Annotated in this window: 20 protein-coding genes; 4 read left to right on the top strand and 16 right to left on the bottom strand. The window is 45.9% G+C overall.

Annotation, left to right across the window (positions count from 1 at the left end):
• Position 1: 1 nt before the first annotated feature.
• From rpsC to argC, 13 genes are all read right to left on the bottom strand, one after another.
• Entirely contained in the window at positions 2-745 is a 744-nt protein-coding gene (gene rpsC / locus F557_RS0102860; RefSeq protein ID WP_019000749.1) for a 30S ribosomal protein S3, read from the bottom strand.
• A 9-nt stretch (positions 746-754) separates the two neighbouring features.
• Entirely contained in the window at positions 755-1,090 is a 336-nt protein-coding gene (gene rplV, locus F557_RS0102855) for a 50S ribosomal protein L22 (RefSeq protein ID WP_019000748.1), read from the bottom strand.
• Positions 1,091-1,099: 9 nt separating this feature from the next.
• The gene (gene rpsS / locus F557_RS0102850; protein ID WP_019000747.1) at positions 1,100-1,372 is read right to left on the bottom strand and encodes a 30S ribosomal protein S19; all 273 of its coding nucleotides are present in this window, start codon (positions 1,370-1,372) and stop codon (positions 1,100-1,102) included.
• Positions 1,373-1,392: 20 nt separating this feature from the next.
• Entirely contained in the window at positions 1,393-2,214 is an 822-nt protein-coding gene (rplB, locus tag F557_RS0102845; RefSeq protein ID WP_019000746.1) for a 50S ribosomal protein L2, read from the bottom strand.
• A gap of 9 nt (positions 2,215-2,223) precedes the next feature.
• Positions 2,224-2,535 carry a 50S ribosomal protein L23 gene (rplW, locus tag F557_RS0102840; RefSeq protein ID WP_019000745.1) on the bottom strand — a complete coding sequence of 104 codons (312 nt, stop codon included), beginning with the start codon at positions 2,533-2,535 and terminating at the stop codon, positions 2,224-2,226.
• Positions 2,532-3,140 (bottom strand): 50S ribosomal protein L4, encoded by a 609-nt coding sequence (rplD, locus tag F557_RS0102835; RefSeq protein ID WP_019000744.1) that lies wholly within the window; start codon positions 3,138-3,140, stop codon positions 2,532-2,534. Before rplD ends, rplW begins: the two co-directional genes overlap by 4 nt.
• A 14-nt stretch (positions 3,141-3,154) precedes the next feature.
• Positions 3,155-3,793 carry a 50S ribosomal protein L3 gene (gene rplC / locus F557_RS0102830; RefSeq protein WP_019000743.1) on the bottom strand — a complete coding sequence of 213 codons (639 nt, stop codon included), beginning with the start codon at positions 3,791-3,793 and terminating at the stop codon, positions 3,155-3,157.
• A 14-nt stretch (positions 3,794-3,807) separates the two neighbouring features.
• Entirely contained in the window at positions 3,808-4,119 is a 312-nt protein-coding gene (gene rpsJ, locus F557_RS0102825; RefSeq protein WP_026297715.1) for a 30S ribosomal protein S10, read from the bottom strand.
• Between the two features lie 398 nt (positions 4,120-4,517).
• Positions 4,518-5,903 (bottom strand): argininosuccinate lyase, encoded by a 1,386-nt coding sequence (gene argH / locus F557_RS0102820; protein ID WP_019000741.1) that lies wholly within the window; start codon positions 5,901-5,903, stop codon positions 4,518-4,520.
• Positions 5,904-6,063: 160 nt separating this feature from the next.
• Complete coding sequence (locus F557_RS0102815) at positions 6,064-7,281, bottom strand: argininosuccinate synthase (RefSeq protein ID WP_019000740.1); 1,218 nt, start codon at positions 7,279-7,281, stop codon at positions 6,064-6,066.
• Between the two features lie 4 nt (positions 7,282-7,285).
• Positions 7,286-8,203, bottom strand: a complete 918-nt coding sequence (locus F557_RS0102810; RefSeq protein WP_019000739.1) for an ornithine carbamoyltransferase — start codon at positions 8,201-8,203, stop codon at positions 7,286-7,288.
• A gap of 23 nt (positions 8,204-8,226) precedes the next feature.
• Positions 8,227-9,039: an acetylglutamate kinase gene (argB, locus tag F557_RS0102805; RefSeq protein WP_084761400.1), complete on the bottom strand. Its 813-nt coding sequence runs from the start codon at positions 9,037-9,039 to the stop codon at positions 8,227-8,229.
• Positions 9,017-10,024 (bottom strand): N-acetyl-gamma-glutamyl-phosphate reductase, encoded by a 1,008-nt coding sequence (gene argC / locus F557_RS0102800; protein ID WP_019000737.1) that lies wholly within the window; start codon positions 10,022-10,024, stop codon positions 9,017-9,019. Before argC ends, argB begins: the two co-directional genes overlap by 23 nt.
• A gap of 279 nt (positions 10,025-10,303) precedes the next feature.
• Between argC and argE the strand changes: the two genes are divergently transcribed.
• Positions 10,304-11,455, top strand: a complete 1,152-nt coding sequence (gene argE / locus F557_RS0102795; protein WP_019000736.1) for an acetylornithine deacetylase — start codon at positions 10,304-10,306, stop codon at positions 11,453-11,455.
• 163 nt (positions 11,456-11,618) lie between these two features.
• Here argE and F557_RS20925 read toward each other — a convergent pair whose 3' ends face one another.
• Positions 11,619-14,435, bottom strand: coding sequence for an alpha-amylase family glycosyl hydrolase (locus F557_RS20925; protein ID WP_019000735.1), 2,817 nt, complete (start codon positions 14,433-14,435; stop codon positions 11,619-11,621).
• A gap of 98 nt (positions 14,436-14,533) precedes the next feature.
• Positions 14,534-15,241: a reverse transcriptase domain-containing protein gene (locus F557_RS18575; RefSeq protein WP_157617733.1), complete on the bottom strand. Its 708-nt coding sequence runs from the start codon at positions 15,239-15,241 to the stop codon at positions 14,534-14,536.
• Between the two features lie 202 nt (positions 15,242-15,443).
• Between F557_RS18575 and F557_RS0102780 the strand changes: the two genes are divergently transcribed.
• From F557_RS0102780 to F557_RS0102770, 3 genes are read left to right on the top strand one after another with little or no spacing between them, the layout of a single operon-like run.
• Positions 15,444-16,679: a site-specific integrase gene (locus F557_RS0102780; RefSeq protein WP_019000733.1), complete on the top strand. Its 1,236-nt coding sequence runs from the start codon at positions 15,444-15,446 to the stop codon at positions 16,677-16,679.
• Complete coding sequence (locus F557_RS0102775; RefSeq protein ID WP_019000732.1) at positions 16,672-17,655, top strand: tyrosine-type recombinase/integrase; 984 nt, start codon at positions 16,672-16,674, stop codon at positions 17,653-17,655. The genes F557_RS0102780 and F557_RS0102775 overlap by 8 nt, the downstream gene beginning before the upstream one ends.
• Positions 17,636-18,649: a tyrosine-type recombinase/integrase gene (locus tag F557_RS0102770; RefSeq protein ID WP_019000731.1), complete on the top strand. Its 1,014-nt coding sequence runs from the start codon at positions 17,636-17,638 to the stop codon at positions 18,647-18,649. The genes F557_RS0102775 and F557_RS0102770 overlap by 20 nt, the downstream gene beginning before the upstream one ends.
• On the opposite strand, the gene F557_RS22900 is transcribed toward F557_RS0102770, so the two are convergent.
• On the bottom strand, positions 18,638-18,835 hold a 198-nt coding region (locus tag F557_RS22900; protein ID WP_211209510.1), incomplete at its 5' end, for a hypothetical protein. The genes F557_RS0102770 and F557_RS22900 overlap by 12 nt on opposite strands.

Here is an 18,835-nt window from a genome sequence, read left to right as displayed (position 1 = left end):
CTTACTTATCAGCTTTGGCAACATCACGAGCAGGAGCTTTATTGCCACGATGATTGTTCTTCTTAGGAGCCTTGGTATTCTGCTGATTGTCAGCTTCATTCTCAAGAGGAAGCTCACCGAGAACTTCGCCTTTGAAAATCCATACCTTAACACCGATAATACCGTAAGTAGTCTTGGCCTCGGCAACTGCGTAGTCAATATCAGCACGCAGAGTATGCAGAGGAACCCGACCCTCGCGCAGCCATTCAGAACGTGCAATTTCTGCTCCGCCAAGACGGCCTGAAGCTTCGATTTTCACACCGAGAGCGCCAGCCTTGGTGGCATTCTGAATTGCCTTCTTCATAGCACGACGGAACATAACACGATGTTCAAGCTGTTCAGCAATACTGGCTGCCACCAGCTGAGCATCGAGCTCTGGCTTGCGCACTTCCTGAACAACAATCTGAGCACTCTTGACATTGGCGATCTTGGAAATGCCATTGCTGAGTTTCTCAATGCCAGCACCCTTTACGCCGTATACAACACTAGGACGAGAGGTGAAGACTGTTACACGAATAGACTTAGCAGGACGATCAATAACTACTTTGGATACCGAAGCGTCTTTAAGTTCCTTTTTGATGAACTCGCGAACTTGGTAATCGCACTTAAGATTGTCAGCATAGTCTGCTGTATTTGCATACCATACAGAATTAAACTGCTTGGTAATTCCCAGGCGGATGCCGTTCGGATTAACTTTTTGACCCATAGTGCACTCCTATCGATGGTCTGAAACCACTACGGTGATGTGGGAAGTACGCTTGGTAATGCGATCTCCACGACCCTTGGCTCTGGGGCTCATACGCTTGAGAGAAGGACCTTCATCAACCATAATCTGAGAAACAAACAGATCATCAGCATCAGCGCTAAGATTATTAGTAGCGTTGGCAACAGCTGACTTTACTACTTTCAAAACAATTGCAGCGGCCTTGCGAGGGCTAAACTGCAGAATGTTAACGGCCTGTCCAACAGGCAAACCGCGAACCTGATCAGCCACAAGACGAGTCTTCTGAGCTGAAGAGCGGGCATAACGGTGAATTGCTTTAGCTTCCATTACAAATCCTTATTTAGCAGCCTTATCAGCAGTGTGGCCGCGGAAAGTACGGGTAGGAGCGAACTCGCCCAGCTTGTGACCAACCATTTCGTCAGTTACATATACAGGTACGTGCTGACGACCATTATGGACAGCGATGGTCAAACCGATCATAGTAGGAACGATCATTGAGCGACGGGACCAGGTCTTGATAGGCTTCTTGTCTCCGCTTTCCACCGCTTTCTCTACCTTCTGCAGCAAGGATTGGTCAACATAAGGACCTTTCTTGAGCGAACGTGGCATGGTAATACCTCTTAATAAAATTACTTATCACGACGATGAACAATGTACTTATCAGTACGCTTGTTCTTACGAGTCTTATAACCCTTGCACAGAGTACCCCAAGGAGATCTTGGCTGAATACCCTTGTTACGGCCTTCACCACCGCCATGCGGGTGATCAATCGGGTTCATTGACATACCTCTTACGGTAGGACGAATACCAAGCCAGCGCTTTGCACCTGCCTTACCAAGAGAACGAAGCATATGCTCGCTGTTGCCAACTTCGCCAATAGTAGCTCTGCCATCTGCAAGAACGCGACGCATTTCACCGGAACGCATACGGATAGTTACGTACTGACCATCGCGGGCCAAGATCTGGCAGAACGCACCAGCAGAACGGGCAAACTGAGCGCCCTTTCCAGGAACAAGCTCAACAGCATGAACATTGGTACCCAGCGGGATATTGCGCAGAGGAAGGGTGTTTCCTACCTTGATTTCAGCATGAGCTCCGGACATAACCTTATCGCCCACAGCCAGCCCCTTAGGAGCAAGAATATAGCTACGAACGCCATCGGCATAGCAGATAAGAGCAATATTGGCGCTACGGTTCGGATCGTACTCAATACGCTCTACCTTGGCAGCCATATCATCCTTGATACGCTTGAAATCAATGATACGGTAACGCTGCTTGTGTCCGCCGCCGATATGACGGGTAGTAATACGGCCAGTGTTATTACGACCGCCGGTCTTGCGCTTTTCCTCCACAAGTCCTGCAAAAGGAGCACCCTTGTAAAGACCCGGGGTTACGATCTTAACTACATGACGACGTCCTGCAGAAGTCGGTTTGCAATTTACAATTGCCATAATCTACTCCTATTCACCCTGTAAGTTAGTGGAGTCGAGAGACTGACCAGGCATAAGAGTAACATACGCCTTTTTCCAGTCCTGTCTGCGGCCAATGTGTCTGCCAGTAGCCTTTTTCTTGCCCTGAACATTCAGAGTACAAACACTCTTTACCTTGACCTTGAAAATCTCTTCAACTGCCTGTTTGATTTCAATCTTATTAGCATTAGGGAGAACTGAAAAAGTATAAGTGTTAAATGCATTAACCTTAGTAGTTTTCTCAGAAATAAGAGATCCCTTGATAATGCTGAAAAGACGAGTTTTATTCATAACTGCACTCATCCTAACAACTCCTCAATCTTTTTAACAGCTGATGAAGTTATCAGCACTTTATCGTGAGCAATAAGGCTTACAGGATTGAATCCGCTGCCGTTGACTTCACATACATCAACCTTGTAAAGGTTGCGTGCGGAAAGAACAAGATTTTCCTGATATTCATCAGTTACAATCAGAACGTCCTTAAGCTGCATTTCATTGAGCTTCTGCTCAAGCTTTTTGGTCTTGATTTCGTCAACGGTAAAACTGTCAACAACAACAAAACGATTCTGACGAACCAGCTCGGACAGAATGCTCTTAATGGCAACGCGATACATCTTACGGTTAACCTTCTGAGTCCAGTCCTGAGGACGAGCTGCAAAAGTGGTAGCACCGCCACGCCAAAGCGGAGAACGGATCGAACCTGCACGGGCACGGCCAGTTCCCTTCTGACGGAAAGGCTTCTTACCGCCGCCGGAAACCTCTGAACGGGTCTTCTGTTTCTTGCTTCCCTGACGAGCAGCGCTCATATAAGCAACTACAACCTGATGAACAAGGGCTTCGTTGTAGTCACGGCCGAAGGTTGTATCAGAAACCTGAAGCGGGCCTGCGCCTAACATCTGTAATTCCATGATTTCTCCCTCGCTTACGCCTTAACACTAGGCTTTACAATAACGTCGCCGTTAATCGCACCCGGGACAGCACCCTTAATCAGGAGCACATTGCGGGCAGCATCAACACGAACTACGTTCAACCCCTGAACAGTAACTCTCACGTTACCAAGATGGCCAACCATCTTTTTACCCTTGAACACATGTCCCGGAGTCTGATTCTGACCAATAGAACCAGGGACACGGTGAGAACGGGAGTTACCGTGAGTCCAGTCCTGAGTACGGAAGTTCCAACGCTTAACAGTACCAGCGGTACCCTTACCTTTGGAGGTTCCGGTAACATCGACCTTCTGACCTTCGGCAAACAAATCTACCTTAACTTCTGAACCAACAGCATAGTTAGCCAGATCTTCAGCTGCAAGACGGAATTCCCAGAGACCACGACCAGCCTCTACATTAGCCTTCTTGAACACGCCAGCTTCCGGCTTGCTTACACGGCTAGCCTTCTTGGAACCGGTGGTAACCTGGATTGCGGTGTAACCATCAGTCTCTACAGACTTAACCTGAGTTACGCGATTTGGTTCAACTTCAATAACAGTCACAGGGATTGACTTGCCATCTTGAGTAAAGATGCGGGTCATACCCAGCTTGCGACCAATTACGCCAATTGACATTATCTTCTACCTCATTAACCCAAGCTAATCTGAACATCAACACCAGAAGGAAGGTCAAGACGCATGAGAGCATCTACGGTCTTGTCTGTGTGTTCAACGATATCCACAAGACGCTTGTGGGTGCGAATCTCGTACTGATCACGCGCATCTTTATTAACGTGCGGAGAAATCAGCACGGTAAAACGTTCCTTACGAGTAGGAAGCGGGATAGGTCCACGAACCTGTGCGCCGGTACGCTTTGCAGTTTCAACAATTTCCATAGTTGACTTATCGATCAGACGATGATCGAAAGCCTTCAAACGGATACGGATTCTTTGGTTCTGCATTATTTCAGAGCTCCAAATTAAAAAGAACAAAAAAGAAATATCCGCCACCTTGTCTCTTACCACAAGGGGAGATAAATCCAACTATTATCCCCAAATATCTCGGGGCTGTAATGCACAGCATTCTGTGCAGCACTACAAGAAGCCGCCATGCTTTGCGAAGGAGCTTCAGGGCTGTCTATGAGACGAGCTCAGTGAATTATACTGATTGTCAGTAAATATGCAAGAAAAATTTAATCTAAATCTCATTTTTCAAAACTTACTATTTTCACCACATTTTTTCAATTTTGGTTTCATTCTCTATAGCATCTCTTCAACCATGTGATTCTGACACAATTAATCCCTCTAAACAAAAAGGCAGTCCGAAAACTGCCTCTTCATTATTAGTGATATTACAAAAATCAGACTTCCCTGGTTTCCAGCTCTTTTTCCATCAGCGAAACTGCCTCGCTGATCCGAGAAAGGTTAACCCCCCCACGTGCCGACCGCTTGCTCAGTATCGATTCAATCTGAAGGAGTGGATACACATCATCTGAAATCACATCGCTGAATTTATGAAATTCTGCAACAGTGAGTTCCTCAAGAGGCTTATCCTGTGATATTGCATAAACCACAGCTTTTCCAACAATTCCATGAGCCTCTCTAAACGGAATCCCCTTCCCAACAAGATAATCGGCAAGCTCTGTGGCATTGGAATACCCACCCTTGGCAGCCTGCATGGTACGATCCTTTCTGACTTTCATCCCCTCAAATACCAGGGCCGCCATCTCAAGACAGTCATGCCAGGTATCCATGGCGTCAAAAAGTCCTTCCTTATCTTCCTGCATATCCTTGTCGTAGGCCAGCGGGAGAGCCTTAAGGGTGGTCATCATCCCCATTTGATCACCAAAAACCCTTCCAGTTTTTCCTCTAATAAGCTCCAGGGCATCGGGATTTTTCTTCTGCGGCATCAGCGAGGAACCGGAAGTAACTTTATCTGACAATTCTACAAATGCAGATTCACCGCTGTTATAAATTATGAGATCCTCAGCCATCCTTGAAAGGTGAATCATCGATATGGAAGCACAGTTCATAATTTCTACAATATGATCCCGATCCGACACAGAATCAAGACTGTTTCTGGTGGCTCTGGAAAAACCCAAATCTCTGGCTAGCTTATCACGATCCACGGGGTAGGCTGTCCCGGCAAGTGCGGCAGAACCTAACGGACACGCGTCCATCAGAGAAACCGCATTAACAAGCCGATGATAGTCTCTGTCAAACATTTCACAATATGCCATTGCCCAATGCCCGAATGTTATTGGCTGTGCTCTCTGAAGATGCGTATAACCCGGCATTACAGTATCATAGTGTTCTTTTGCAGTGGCTGTCAGTACTTTTTCGAGCTCAGTAATGGATTTCAAAAGCACCTTGCTCTGATCGCGACACCACATCTTTATATCCAAAGCCACCTGGTCATTCCGGCTTCTCCCGGTGTGCAGTTTTTTACCCAGATCACCGACTTTTTCTATGAGACGGCTCTCCACATAAGAATGAATGTCTTCCAATCCTGCATGAGCAATCTTTTCCGGATCCTGATGAACCTCATCAAGAAGTTCCTGCAGAGCATTTTCCAGTTTTTCGAGCTCTTCTGCGTTAATAATCCCAACACTATTAATGGCCCTGGCCCATCCCATAGAGCCTTCAATATCCTGAATCGCCAGCCGGTAATCAAAAACCAGCGAATCATTAAACCTTTTAAATCTTTCGTCTGCCGCCTCGGTAAAACGGCCTCCCCATAATGCCATAAGATTTCCTTAATAATAAACACTCTAAAACAGAACGAACTGATACCCCGGATGTGATAACGGACAGATTCCATCCATTAAAAATAAGCCCAGGAAATCCTGAGCCTATTATAAATAAATGCGCTGTTCATAGCACCATCAGCAAAAAACCGCCGGCTTTTTATTCAGCCTTCTGGTTTTTAGCATTGATGGCTCTGATGCGAGCCGGCAGAGAGTAAAGACGGATAAAGCCATCAGCGTCTGCCTGGTTGTAAACCTCATCCTCTCCGAAGGTAGCAAAATCAACATTGAAGAGGCTATGAACGGACTTCTTCTGAATGGCTGTTACCGAACCCTTATAGAGTTTCAGAACAACTTCACCGGTACAATCCTTTTCAATATCGTTGGCTGCGGCCAGGATGGCAGAGCAGAGCGGAGTGAACCAGCGTCCGTCATATACAAGCTGTGCAAAATCTTCGGCAATCTTGTTACGGAATGAACGTACGGTCTTATCAAGAACCAGTTCGTCAATTGCTCTGAGAGCAGCCATCATCACAGTGCCGCCCGGAGTTTCATAGCAGCCGCGGGACTTCATTCCCACCAGTCTGTTTTCGACAATATCCACACGTCCAACACCGTGCTTGGCAGCAATTTCATTCAAAGTCTTGAGGCAGTTATATGCAGAAAGCTTCTGACCGTTTACCCCAGTAATTTCACCATGTTCTATGGTAACACTAACTTCTTCCGGAGTATCAGGAGCATCTTCCGGCTTAACAGTCCAGGTCCAAATAGCATCAGTAGCCTTATTCCATGGATCCTCAAGCTCACCACCCTCAGTGGAAATATGCCAGGCATTAGCATCACGGCTGTAAATCTTCTTAAGAGTTGCCTTGCAGGGAATGTTGCGCTCGCTAAGATAGTTCAGAAGATCTTCACGGGAACGCATCTTCCATATTCTCCAGGGAGCAATAACCTGAAGCTGCGGAGCCAGAGCCGCCACAGCACTCTCAAAACGCACCTGATCATTGCCTTTTCCGGTACATCCGTGAGCAACCGCATCAGCACCTTCTTCCAGAGCGCATTCAACCATAGCCTTGGCAATTACCGGTCTGGCAATTGAAGTTCCCAGAAGATAGGCCCCCTCGTAAACGGCACCAGTCTTGATAGTCGGATAAACATAGTTCTTAACGAACTCTTCCTTGAGATCCTTGATAACGCATTTGCTGGCACCTGACTGAATAGCCTTCTGCTCTATACCCTCAAGATCATCAGCTCCCTGCCCTACATCTGCCACAAAACAGACAACCTCGCAGTTGTCATAGTTTTCCTTCAGCCATGGCACAATTGAGGAGGTATCGAGACCGCCGGAATATGCCAGTACTACTTTCTTAATAGCCATAATATTAACTCCTAACTTGATTGAGCAATGTGCTTAAAATGGCAGCATGCACATGCATGCGGTTCTCCGCCTGATCATAAACGAGAGACATCGGTCCGTCCATGATTTCGGAAGTGATTTCATATTCACGGTGCGCCGGCTGGCAATGCAGAACCCACGATATTCCGGTCCTGTCCAGAAGCTCCCTATTAATCTGGTACTTCATATAACGGGCCCTGACCGCATCCAAGGGCGTGTCATCCCCCATAGATACCCAGGTATCTGTATAGGCCACATCGTATCCCTTGACGGCATCAACATCATCCGTCACTGTTAATTTCGCTCCCGTTTTCGAAGCTATCTCCAGAGCCTTCTCATATATCTGAACATCCGGACCATAACCTTTGGGACACACCGCGGTAACTGTAGCTCCAAGCTTGGCACCAGTAATAAGCAAAGAATTAGTAACATTATTCCCATCCCCGAAATATGCCAGCTTCACTTTGCTAAGATCATCGTAATGCTCTCTCACTGTCTGAAAATCTGCCAGTGCCTGACCAGGATGATAAAGATCGCAAAGTGCGTTAACAACAGGGACAGTTCCGTACCTGGCCAGCTCCTCAATGGTATCATGCCGGAAAACCCGTGCCACAATACCGTCCGTCCAGCGAGAAAGGTTTCTGGCATAATCCTTTACGGTTTCACGTTTACCAATAGCACCGTTCTGCTGATCAAGGTAAAGTGCATGTCCGCCGAGACGGCTCATGGCAATGTCGAAAGTAGTCCTGGTACGAAGAGAGGGCTTTTCAAACAAAATTACAATGCTTTTACCCAAAAGATCGCTGCGATATTTTGCAGGATCCTTTTTCATATCTCTGGCCAGATACAGAAGATTAAGCATATCCTCGGAAGACCAGTCAAATCCTGTTAAAAAATGTTTCATAGTACAACCAACCTGTTTAATGATTATTCCGGCAACACTCTGGTACCTATGGCTTCCCCGTTCAACAGAGCAGTAATTTTTTCCGGGTACTTCCAGGAGGCAACACTCAATGGTTTGTTAAGAATCCTGGCAGCATCCAGAGCCGCTTTAACCTTAACAGTCATCCCCCCGGTAATTACCTCGGATGAAATCAGCTTCTCTGCATATGACGAAGTCATTTCAGGAATAAGCTGTCCTTCCTTGTCAAGAATGCCGTCAACATCAGACAGAAGCGCCAAGTCCGCCTTCAGGGCAATTGCCAGAGCCACTGCAGCCTGATCCGCATTGACGTTCATGAGCTTACCGTCATCGGTTATGCCAATGGAACTGAGTACCGGAAGATAACCGTTTGCTAGCAGAACCTCAAGAAGTGCGGGATCCCCAACATCGGCATTGCCTACAGCTCCAAGTTCAGGATCCTTCTGAGTTACTTTGGTAATGGATCCGTCGGTAAGACAGAGTCCTACGGCATTTACCCCCAGCTGTTTGGCCTTAGCCAGCATCATCTTATTTGCCGTTCCGGCAAGTGCTCCGGTAATATACGGTATCTGGTCAAAAGGTGTTACTCTTAATCCATTCTTTTTTTCAGATTTAAGACCCAAACGACTTAACAGGTCATCCACCAGGCATCCGCCACCATGAACAAGAACAATTGGTCTCCGGTTCTTTTCCAGATAATTACTGATACCGGTGTAAAGCGCAGTCAGGGCTTGGTCATTTTCAATCAGAGCTCCGCCCAGTTTAATGATCAGAATATTATTCACTTTACTGCTCCTATACCAGCGATACGGTTTCATCGAAGCCAAAACGGATATTAATGCACTGCATGGTATGTGCTGCTGCGCCCTTCTGCAGATTGTCAATTGCAGAACAAACTACCAGCGTATCATCCTCGCGCTGCCAGTGTATATCGCAGTAGGGAGTCATTTCTACATCCTTTACAGCCGGCCAGTTCGGGACAATTCTGACAATTCGTGAACTGTCATACTTTGAATGATATGCTTCCGAAATCATCTCATCGGTAACCCCATTCTTCAAAGTCACATAAATGGTTGCCAGAATACCCCTCTTGAAGTTTCCCAGATGCGGCTGAAACAGGACTCTGGTTCCCAGGTGATGACTGATTTCCGGACGATGCCTGTGCCCAAAGACTCCGTAGGCATTCAAACTTACCTCACAGAAGCTGTTTCCCAGAGCAGCCTTTCTCCCGGAACCAGTAACTCCTGATACCGCATTGATTATCGGCATCGTTCCTTCCCTAATAAGCCCTGCAGCCATTAGAGGCTTCAAAGCTGTCAGAGATGCAGTCGGATAGCAGCCCGCAACAGCAATAAGATTAGATCCTCTGATCTTTTCGGCATTCCACTCAGCCTCACCATAAACTGCCTGTTCCAGATATTTCAGATTCTCATGTTCAAATCCATAATATTTGGGATAAAATGCCGCGTCATTTACCCTGTACGCTCCAGAAAGATCAAAAACTGCCAGTCCGGCATCCACCAGCTCCGGAACCAGACGCATGCTGACAATATGCGCAGTAGCAAGACACACAATATCGTTATTCTTCTTCAGAATAGCAAGGTTCTCAGCATTCAGCGGCTGAAGCTCTATGTCGGTAAAACCGCGCATTCTGGGATAAAGATCTGAAAGAATTCTGCCGGCATCCTGACTGTTCTCCGAAACATAAACTCCGTTCAGATTCAATTCCGGATGTTTTGCCACCAGTAATGATAAATCGGCACCGGCATAACCGCTTGCGCCTATGACTGCAACATTAAGCATTCCAACTATCCTGCCTTGTAATAAAAAACTGGGAAGAAACAGTATCAGCCGGCTCAGTTCGTAGAAACAGCAAATTAAGCTGCTGACTGAAAAAAGTCCTTCCGGCAATTACCGCTTACAAGGCTCTATTTTACATAATTATGCATCAAAAGTGCATAATTATGTAAAAATTCTTAAATAGGTCAGACCAAACTTCATTTTTTGTCCTAAATCCCCTTTCCGCCGTAAAATTGATGCTGAAATACCCGCAGTACATCTGCCTCAAAGAGAAGCTATGACATGAACAGAGAACGCTTTTTAAAATTTTACAGGGAACTAATCGCCATCAATTCTTCCAGTTCAGAAAAACCAGAGGAAGATATTTCCAATGAAAAGGTTATTGACCTTCTAATATCCTGGCTTACTCCGCTGGGATTCACCACTGATAAAATTCCCGTTCCGGAAACCCGCAACAAGTATAATCTTATTGCAAAACTCGGAACCGGCAGCGGCGGCACGGCATTTTCCGGGCATACCGACACTGTCCCGGCCAACCTCAGCCTGTGGACATCTTCTCCCTTTCTGACTACTGTCCGAAACGGCAGACTATACGGCCTGGGAACTATTGATATGAAGGGATTCTTCGCTTTTGTGGCCGAAACACTGTACTCCATGGATCTCAAAAATATTCGTCACCCTGTCTGGGTACTGGCCACCTGCGACGAAGAAACCACCATGAACGGAGCAATACATATGACAGAAACTCTTCGGCAATCACCTGAAAAGCCGGATCTCATCATCATTGGGGAACCTACTTCCATGGTACCGGTGGTTATGCACAAGGGACAACTGGTACAGGTGATAAAATGTACCGGGATCGGTGGTCATGCCTCAAACCCGGACAAAGGCCTTTCAGCTATTAGAATCCTCCATAAATGCATGAGCGCCCTTTACGATCTTGAAGAACGTCTGAAAACCCTCTACTCGGAAAATCTCTTTGAAGTACCCTACCCCAGCATGAATATCGGTGAAATTAAAGGCGGCGATGCTCCTAACAAAATCGCTGATCACGCCGAGCTAATATTTGAAGCAAGACTGATGCCCGGAGTGTCTGCCGACTGCATCCGCAGACTTTCAAAAGAGGCCCTCACTGAAGTAATGGCAGAATATCCGGGAAAAATATCCCTGGAGGATGCCTACCCTCCAACAGAAGCCTTTGGAGGGGAAATTTCCGAGAAGATACGCACACTGCTTTCAGAGATTTCAGGCACCCCCCCCATCGCTGTAAACTACACCACCGAAGCCACCTATTTTCAGAAGGTTGCCACGACTGCGGTTATGGGACCAGGCAGCATTAACATGGCACATCAGCCTGACGAATATCTGAATCTTTCCGAAGCGGATCCCGCTCTTAAGGTTCTCAGAGAACTTTTAGAAAGAACTGTTTTTTAAACTGAGAAAAAAATTCGCAATCGCAAAAGTGCTTCAATCTTTCACGCACGGCAAAAACAGAAAGGCGGGAGATAATCCCGCCTTTTTCATTTTCTCAATACAGAGAATCAGTTCAAAACTGCCCCGCGCCTAAGATTTACAGAACAGTGCTGATTCCCAGATCTTACCTCAAAGGAACTTCTGCCCAGATGGATACTGACTGAGGCAGGGCATACGGACTCTGTTCAACTCTGCCGTTATCAACATCAGCTCCGCTTACCACCTTCTGCATATCATCAATACCATTAACCAGTACAGATTCCTTGGTACTGTTCATAACTACCTTGATCTTCTTCCAGGAATCCCCTACAGCAGCACCATTGATATTAACAATTACCACACTGTTGGTACTGTCCGGATCAAGAGTTACGTTGTTAAGGATATCATCGGCGGTAGTCATATGGAATGCCGGGTGCGCCTTTCTCATATTGACATAGGCAGCATAGGCTGCACTCAGAGTCTTCCAGTCTCCAGCTTTAAGATCCCACTTGAAGTCATTTGCTCCGGTAGTGGTATTGTAGGTATTGGCAATATCCTTGCCGGCAGCAGCCTTGGTACGGCCGAATTCCTCGCCGCCATGAATAAAGGCAATACCCTGACTCACGGCAATAATGGCATTGGCATAGCCCTGAAGCGCCAGCTTCTCCACCAGGTTGGTTACACCGGCAGCCTCAATCTTGTCGCGAAGAGCCAGATTATCATGAGCAGTGACGTAGGAAACCACCTGCTCCGGATTAGTAAAGCCCTGAGCAGTCCAGATATCGGTTCCCTTGGCGTTCTTATGACGGGCACCTCCGGTGACACCCATGAAAACGCATTCTCTGTTACCATCGAGGTCCTTGTCGTTTTCATCGGTACCGTTACCATCCCAGCCATCATTCAGCTTGTCAAAGATAAAGCCAAGAGCATCACCGTCATCACTGGAACCCTTAAGACAGTTTCTGATTCTGTTGTTAAAGACACCCACATGAGCATCAGCGGACTGCATACGAATTCTGCCAGTACGAACAGGGTTCTGGATCTGACTTTCAGCGGCATCGCTATCAGCAGCCCAAGGTTCACCGTAAATAACCAGATTGGCATCCGGATGCGCCTTGTTCAGGTACTCACCCCAATCAGAAAAGTCCTTAATCGAGAAGGCTCCCACCAGGTCAAGTCTGAAGCCGTCAACATGATATTCAGAGACCCAGTAATCCATAGAGTCACGGATCATGGTCCACACCATATTCTCATCACCGTTAACGGTATTGCCACATCCGGTAACATCAGTCTTGAGATAATACTTGCCGGAAATCTTATCAAAAACAGAATTGTTATAGGTATGATTGTAAACCACGTCCATGATCACCCGAATGCCGTTCTTATGGAATTCGTTAATCATGGTCTTCACTTCGCTGATCTTTGTGTTGTAGTCAGCTGTACCAAAGGCAGAAGAATAACGGGTTTCGGGAACATTGTAATTCCAGGGATCATACCCCCAGTTGTAGCAGCTGGAATCCTGAGAATCCACGTTGGAACAGGTAGCATAGTCAAAAATCGGCTGCAGCTGAACGTGGGTAATCCCCAGCTCCTTCAGGTGATCAATACCGGTGGTAACGCCATTATAGGTGGTTCCGGTCTGAACCATTCCGAGGTAACGTCCTCTCTTGTTTTTATCAACATTGGATGTCTCATCGATGGTAAAGTCACGAACGTGAACCTCATAAACAATGGAATCCACCCGATTTTTCAGTTCCGGAGCAGTAACCCAGCCGCCTTCAGGATCCGTCTTGGACATATCCATAACAATATTGGCGGTATTGTCCATACCGTCTGAAGCGATCATCTTTCCATAGGGATCGCGTACCGGGTTCCCATTAATAGAGAACTGGTACTTCTTACCGTCGAGATCACCTTCGACCGTAACCTCGTAAACAGAAGTATAGCATTTAACCTTAGCCGGCTTCATTTCATAGTCGGTTCCGTCTACATTGACAGAAACCTTTGAGGAATCCGGAGACCAGATGCGGAACACAGTCTTGTCTGAAGAGTAGATAGCACCAAGGGTCTCTTCAGATTTTTCCAGTCTGCAGGCAGCATCCTTTTTGGTATAGGTTTTAACCACATTATATACGGAAATGGCATCGTTGTACTTGACTGTGAGCTTGGTGCTCTTCTTCTCGCCTTCAGCAACTTTGACATTCTTACCGAGAGTGATAATATCGCCGTTGGTAAAGGGCACCCCACCCTCAGGATCACTGGAATCATCATTATCCTGAACAGCGGCATCATCAAAATTAACATCACCAATCCAGTATTTGCCCTGAGTCTGAGCGGTAACACCGGGCCCGGCCATCAGAAGAGAAACATTTACAGAACCTGAAGCGGCATCTCCATCTACCTGATTAATTTCAATGGTAGCCCCATCCTGAAGGATGGTATCGCTATGGGCATCGAAAATATAGGAGCTATCATTAAACTCCTCTCCTTCCACAGCAACACCACATTCCCGGGCAGCCACAAAATGGGCATCGGATTCGCTGGTCATCAGAAGACAAGGCTTGCTCTCGCTGTAAACATTACCATTACCAGTCTGCGTTCCATTACCATTATTGACAATAACCTGGTAAGAACCTTCCGGATCATACTCTTCAGGAAGAGGAACTGTATAAATTGTTGCCGTATGGCAGGTATCAAGTAATTGGGCTTCTGCTCCCGGCCATTCACCAAGAAGCTGCTGAGGCTCCTCCTCCCCTTTATCCCACCAGCTGTATGCGAAAAGCTGATCATAATAATCACCTTTTACAATAAGGTTTAGAGGATCAACCTCACAGCCAAGAGCAGGCTCGCCCGGATCAACATATACGTGAATATTATCAATCTGACCAGTAGCTTCATTCCAGTTATCATCAGGAGCGGGGTTACCGCCACCGCCGCCACCGCCGCAGGCAGTCAGCGTCAAGGAATCGGGTAGGGGGAGCCTAACTCACCCCTCCCACACCACCGAACGTGCGGATCCGCATTCGGCGGTTCAAAACGATAAACGCAGAAGTAAATATATCAGCCCTTCCGCGCAAACTGTTCCAAAGTAGCCCATCCCTCACTCAGCAGACGCTTATTACTAAGAATTCTGTGAATTACAGGAGTCATGGACATAGTCCAGTATCTGTTAGAGGAATACGCATATTCGGATTTTAAAGGAACTCGCTTCGCCCTTTTCCTGAACTCTTCAAGCCTTTTGCCCGGCTTCTTCCACTGCTTCCAGAGAAGTTGTCTGACACGCCTTCTGATCCACGCATCCGTTTCTTTCATCCACGAGTCTGGAACAGCCCCGTAGAAATAATTACTCCATCCGCGTATCTTCATTTCCAGCTTACGCTTGACCGTGGCTATACCACCTTTTGCCCTTCGATCGAGGATTTCTTTGACGGAGTTTGCAAACTTCACACGCTTCTTCTTATGAACCGTTGGGAAGTAACGTGTACCCGGATAGGCGTCCTTTAGTTTCTGGGTCACACGCTGAGTGAAAGCAAAACCTAAGAACTGTGATTCCTCACTGGCCCTGACTATTTTGGTTTTGTCCTTATTAACTTTCAAGAATAGCTTTTTCTCTATAAATTCCGTTACATTTTGAAGAATTCTCTCTGCTGCCTTTTGGCTTCCGCACATGATTACCATGTCATCGGCATAGCGAACAAATTTAATTCCTCTCGAATCCAGCAGCTGATCCAGCTCATTCAAGAGAACGTTGGCAAGCACAGGACTGATGACCCCGCCTTATGCCGAGAACAATTTTATGTCGAGTTATGTGAGACAGGTGTTTGGTAGATAACTCTTCAAGACAAAATAACTCAGCATAATGCAATGTCTTCATCCTTCAAAATTGTTGCACTTCTCCATCCATCGAGTCTGATAATTGCTTTATTTTTCTGCTATCCTCATGTCATAAGCAAGCCGGAATGGGGTCAATATGACATTCGAAGAGATTACCAGCGGATTAAGGAAACTACTAACGGACAACAATTATAACCTGATAACGATCAGGTTCTATGAACGGGAATGGAGCAAAATCCATTCTTTCCTAACTGAGACATACGGCGATTCCATGTTTGATATGGAACGCGGTCTTGCATTTCTTGAAAACAAATATGGTTTCCAGACGAAATACAATGATGGAACCCTTTCTCAGCAACGGGTTCAACTGTTGCGGGTAGTCCATATGCTTGAGGATTATCGACTGCATCATGTGATTACCAGAAGATACTATGCAGCCAAAAACCCTATTAAACTGAATGAGTGTTTTTCTGATTTACATAGCAGGTATACTAAAGAACTTTCAGAATCTGAGATGTCAAAAAGTACCATTGAACACTACACGAGCATATCACAGGAGTTCATGGATTATCTTTCACAGAAGAACATCGAATCAGCCATCGATATCCGTTTGGAAAATTGTAACGGATATATCAAGACTCTTGCAGGATACAGCTTTAAGACCGTGGAACAGAAAATATGTGGTCTGCGCCATTTCCTTAGGTTTTTGTATGAAATCAGATATATCTCAGCTGATATCGCCACAGAAATCCATATGCCGGCTATATCAAAAAAATCGAAAATACCGTCAGCATGGTCTGCTAATGACCTAAAAATGATGATCAATGCAATAGACCGGAACAGCCCGATTGGCAAGAGGGATTATGCAATGATACTTCTTGCCTGTGTTCTCGGACTCAGAGTTGGTGATATCAAAAATCTCAACTTTGGGAACTTCGACTGGGAAAATAAACAATTATCGTTAGTTCAGCACAAGACGCATAAGCCGCTGACTTTGCCTCTGCCAGATGCTGTTGGATGGGCTGTCATAGATTACATAAAAAACGGACGTCCCCGCTATTTTGAGTCTGACGTTGTATTTCTGAAGCACATGCCACCGTTTGATCCGATATCAGACAATGACCATCTGGAGCAGCGTATTGTGTTCTATATGAACAAGGCTGGCATCCGCAGGGATAAGAACAGGCATAGCGGGTTCCATTCGCTGCGTCATTCCGCCGGCTCAATGCTTTTGGACATGGGAACTCCGCTTCCGGTCATCACTACCATCCTTGGTCATTCTGACATAGATATTACCGGGATTTATCTCAAGACGGATCTTGAAAAGCTGGCAGAGTGCGTACTTACCCCAGAGGATGATGCCCATGCATGAGGTTAAATTTAATAGTGTATTTCAGGATGAGTTCATGAGTCTGATCTCCTTAAAGCGTGCGTTAGGATTCAAGTACGAAGCTGATGCTTTAGCTTTTGGAAGAATTGACAGGTTCTTTTGCGAAAACGGTCTTTCCAATAAACAGATCTCTAAGGAACTATGTAATCTTTGGTGCAGGAAACGTTCCTATGAAAGCGACGGCAACCATTGCAGCAGGGTCAGCAATTTTAGGGTGTTCTGCAAATACTTACAAAGCCTTGGTTATCACGTTTATGTTCCGCCAAAGGGGCTGACAAGGCATCCATCCAAATACGATGCGCATATCTTTACGGATGATGAACTCAGACGATTTTTCCGCGCAGTGGATACCAGTCGGTCAATTCCATCGGAGTGTCCTTACAGAGCACTGGTAATGCCGGTGTTTTTCAGAATTCTGTATACCAGCGGCATGCGCGTGTCGGAATTACGTCTTGCAAGGCTTAAGGACATAAACCTTGACGAAGGATATATCCGTGTTATTCAAGGTAAAAACCATAAAGATCGGCTTGTTCCAATCCATCCCATTTTGGTAACAAAGTGCATCCATCTTAAAGAACAGATACATCAGACATCTGCGGAAGACGAGTTCTTCTTTATGATCCGTCCCGGATGTGAAATGAAGCTTTTTAATGTATATCACAATTTCCGGAGATATCTTGATAAAGCGGGGATTCCACACACCGGGCATGGTCCAAGGGTTCATGATTTTCGCCATACTTATTGCGTAAATCTTCTGCGCAAATGGATTGAAGAAGGAAAAGACCTTATGGTTTATCTCCCTTACATGCGAACCATGCTCGGACATGAAACATTCGAGGAAACTGCGTATTATCTCAAGCTTACCGCAGCGGCATTTCCTTCAATTAGGGAGAGTCTTGATAAGGCTTTTCCTGACATTATAGGGGAGGTAATTTTCAATGAGCACGAGTACTACTGATTTCGCCTGTTCAGTATCGGAATTCCTGACGGAATACCTGCCTCTGCAAAGGAATTATTCAAAAAATACTATCCTGAGCTATCGAGATGCCTTAAAACTGCTTGTCGTTTTCATTACAGATACGAAAGGTATCCGGCTAAAAGATTTTACGATGAAGCAATTTGATAAGGCACTTATCATAGAATTCCTTGAATGGCTCCGTAAGCGTGGTGTAAGCGTGTCCACAGCTAATCAGAGGCTTGCAGCAATCAAAACATTCGCTGAATATGCTTGCTGTCAGCATATCGAATACATGGCTCCTTTACAGCTGGTGCATAACATCAAATCAAAGAAAACGTCGGGGAGGGAGATCGTTTTTTTGAGTGTCGACCAAACCGCAAAGCTTATTAACAAACCTGATATCAACACCAGTACAGGACTTCGTCATCGCACAGTGATGACCTTGCTGTATGACAGTGGCTGCCGGGTGCAGGAACTGTGTGACATCAGAATACGCGATGTTTACACCGGAACAAATCCAACAGTGAGACTGCATGGAAAAGGAAACAAGTATCGCACAGTTGCTATATCAGAAAAAACGGCCAAACTGGTCTCTGAGTATATACGCAGACAGCGTAACTCTGCTCTGGATGATGAACCATTGATCGTGAGTAGGACGCATGAGAAGTTATCTCGTGATGGAGTAAACTATATCATAGGCAAGTATGTTTCCGAAATCCGTCGGAACGAGCCAAACTTTCCTGAAAAGGTTCATGCCCATGGATTTAGGCACAGCAAGGCGATGCATATGTTAGCTGCTGGAATCAACATCGTCTATATCAGAGATTTCCTTGGTCACGAAGATATTTCTACAACAATGATATACAGCCGGGCTGACAACCGTCTTAAAAATGAAGCAATAAATAAACTTGCTCCCCAAATTGCGGAAGAAACTCAGTTTCAGGACTGGACAAAAGATCGTGATTTATTGTCATTCCTTAATTCATTTAAGTGAGGACTTTATGCGGAGTAAATTGATGAAAAATGTTGATACATGCGTGTTTTTGTTTAGTTTACTCGGCATAACAACTAGCTCGGCATAAGGCGGGTTATGCCGATATCTACATAACCCGCCCTGAGGTGTTCCTATGGTGACCTTATTGCCTACTTTTCCCTCTTCCGAGATAGGGGCTTTTAGAAA

The sequence above is a fragment of the Succinimonas amylolytica DSM 2873 genome (assembly GCF_000378405.1).
Classification (GTDB): Bacteria; Pseudomonadota; Gammaproteobacteria; order Enterobacterales; family Succinivibrionaceae; genus Succinimonas; species Succinimonas amylolytica.
Note: the sequence above shows the minus strand (reverse complement) of the source record. Positions and strands in the feature narration are given on the sequence as shown.

Coding starts and splice junctions, on each gene's coding strand:
- rpsC (WP_019000749.1), bottom strand. CDS start 745: ATGGGTCAAAAAGTTAATCCGAACGGCATCCGCCTGGGAATTACCAAG.
- rplV (WP_019000748.1), bottom strand. CDS start 1,090: ATGGAAGCTAAAGCAATTCACCGTTATGCCCGCTCTTCAGCTCAGAAG.
- rpsS (WP_019000747.1), bottom strand. CDS start 1,372: ATGCCACGTTCGCTCAAGAAAGGTCCTTATGTTGACCAATCCTTGCTG.
- rplB (WP_019000746.1), bottom strand. CDS start 2,214: ATGGCAATTGTAAATTGCAAACCGACTTCTGCAGGACGTCGTCATGTA.
- rplW (WP_019000745.1), bottom strand. CDS start 2,535: ATGAGTGCAGTTATGAATAAAACTCGTCTTTTCAGCATTATCAAGGGA.
- rplD (WP_019000744.1), bottom strand. CDS start 3,140: ATGGAATTACAGATGTTAGGCGCAGGCCCGCTTCAGGTTTCTGATACA.
- rplC (WP_019000743.1), bottom strand. CDS start 3,793: ATGTCAATTGGCGTAATTGGTCGCAAGCTGGGTATGACCCGCATCTTT.
- rpsJ (WP_026297715.1), bottom strand. CDS start 4,119: ATGCAGAACCAAAGAATCCGTATCCGTTTGAAGGCTTTCGATCATCGT.
- argH (WP_019000741.1), bottom strand. CDS start 5,903: ATGGCATTATGGGGAGGCCGTTTTACCGAGGCGGCAGACGAAAGATTT.
- F557_RS0102815 (WP_019000740.1), bottom strand. CDS start 7,281: ATGGCTATTAAGAAAGTAGTACTGGCATATTCCGGCGGTCTCGATACC.
- F557_RS0102810 (WP_019000739.1), bottom strand. CDS start 8,203: ATGAAACATTTTTTAACAGGATTTGACTGGTCTTCCGAGGATATGCTT.
- argB (WP_084761400.1), bottom strand. CDS start 9,039: ATGAAACCGTATCGCTGGTATAGGAGCAGTAAAGTGAATAATATTCTG.
- argC (WP_019000737.1), bottom strand. CDS start 10,024: ATGCTTAATGTTGCAGTCATAGGCGCAAGCGGTTATGCCGGTGCCGAT.
- argE (WP_019000736.1), top strand. CDS start 10,304: ATGAACAGAGAACGCTTTTTAAAATTTTACAGGGAACTAATCGCCATC.
- F557_RS0102780 (WP_019000733.1), top strand. CDS start 15,444: ATGACATTCGAAGAGATTACCAGCGGATTAAGGAAACTACTAACGGAC.
- F557_RS0102775 (WP_019000732.1), top strand. CDS start 16,672: ATGCATGAGGTTAAATTTAATAGTGTATTTCAGGATGAGTTCATGAGT.
- F557_RS0102770 (WP_019000731.1), top strand. CDS start 17,636: ATGAGCACGAGTACTACTGATTTCGCCTGTTCAGTATCGGAATTCCTG.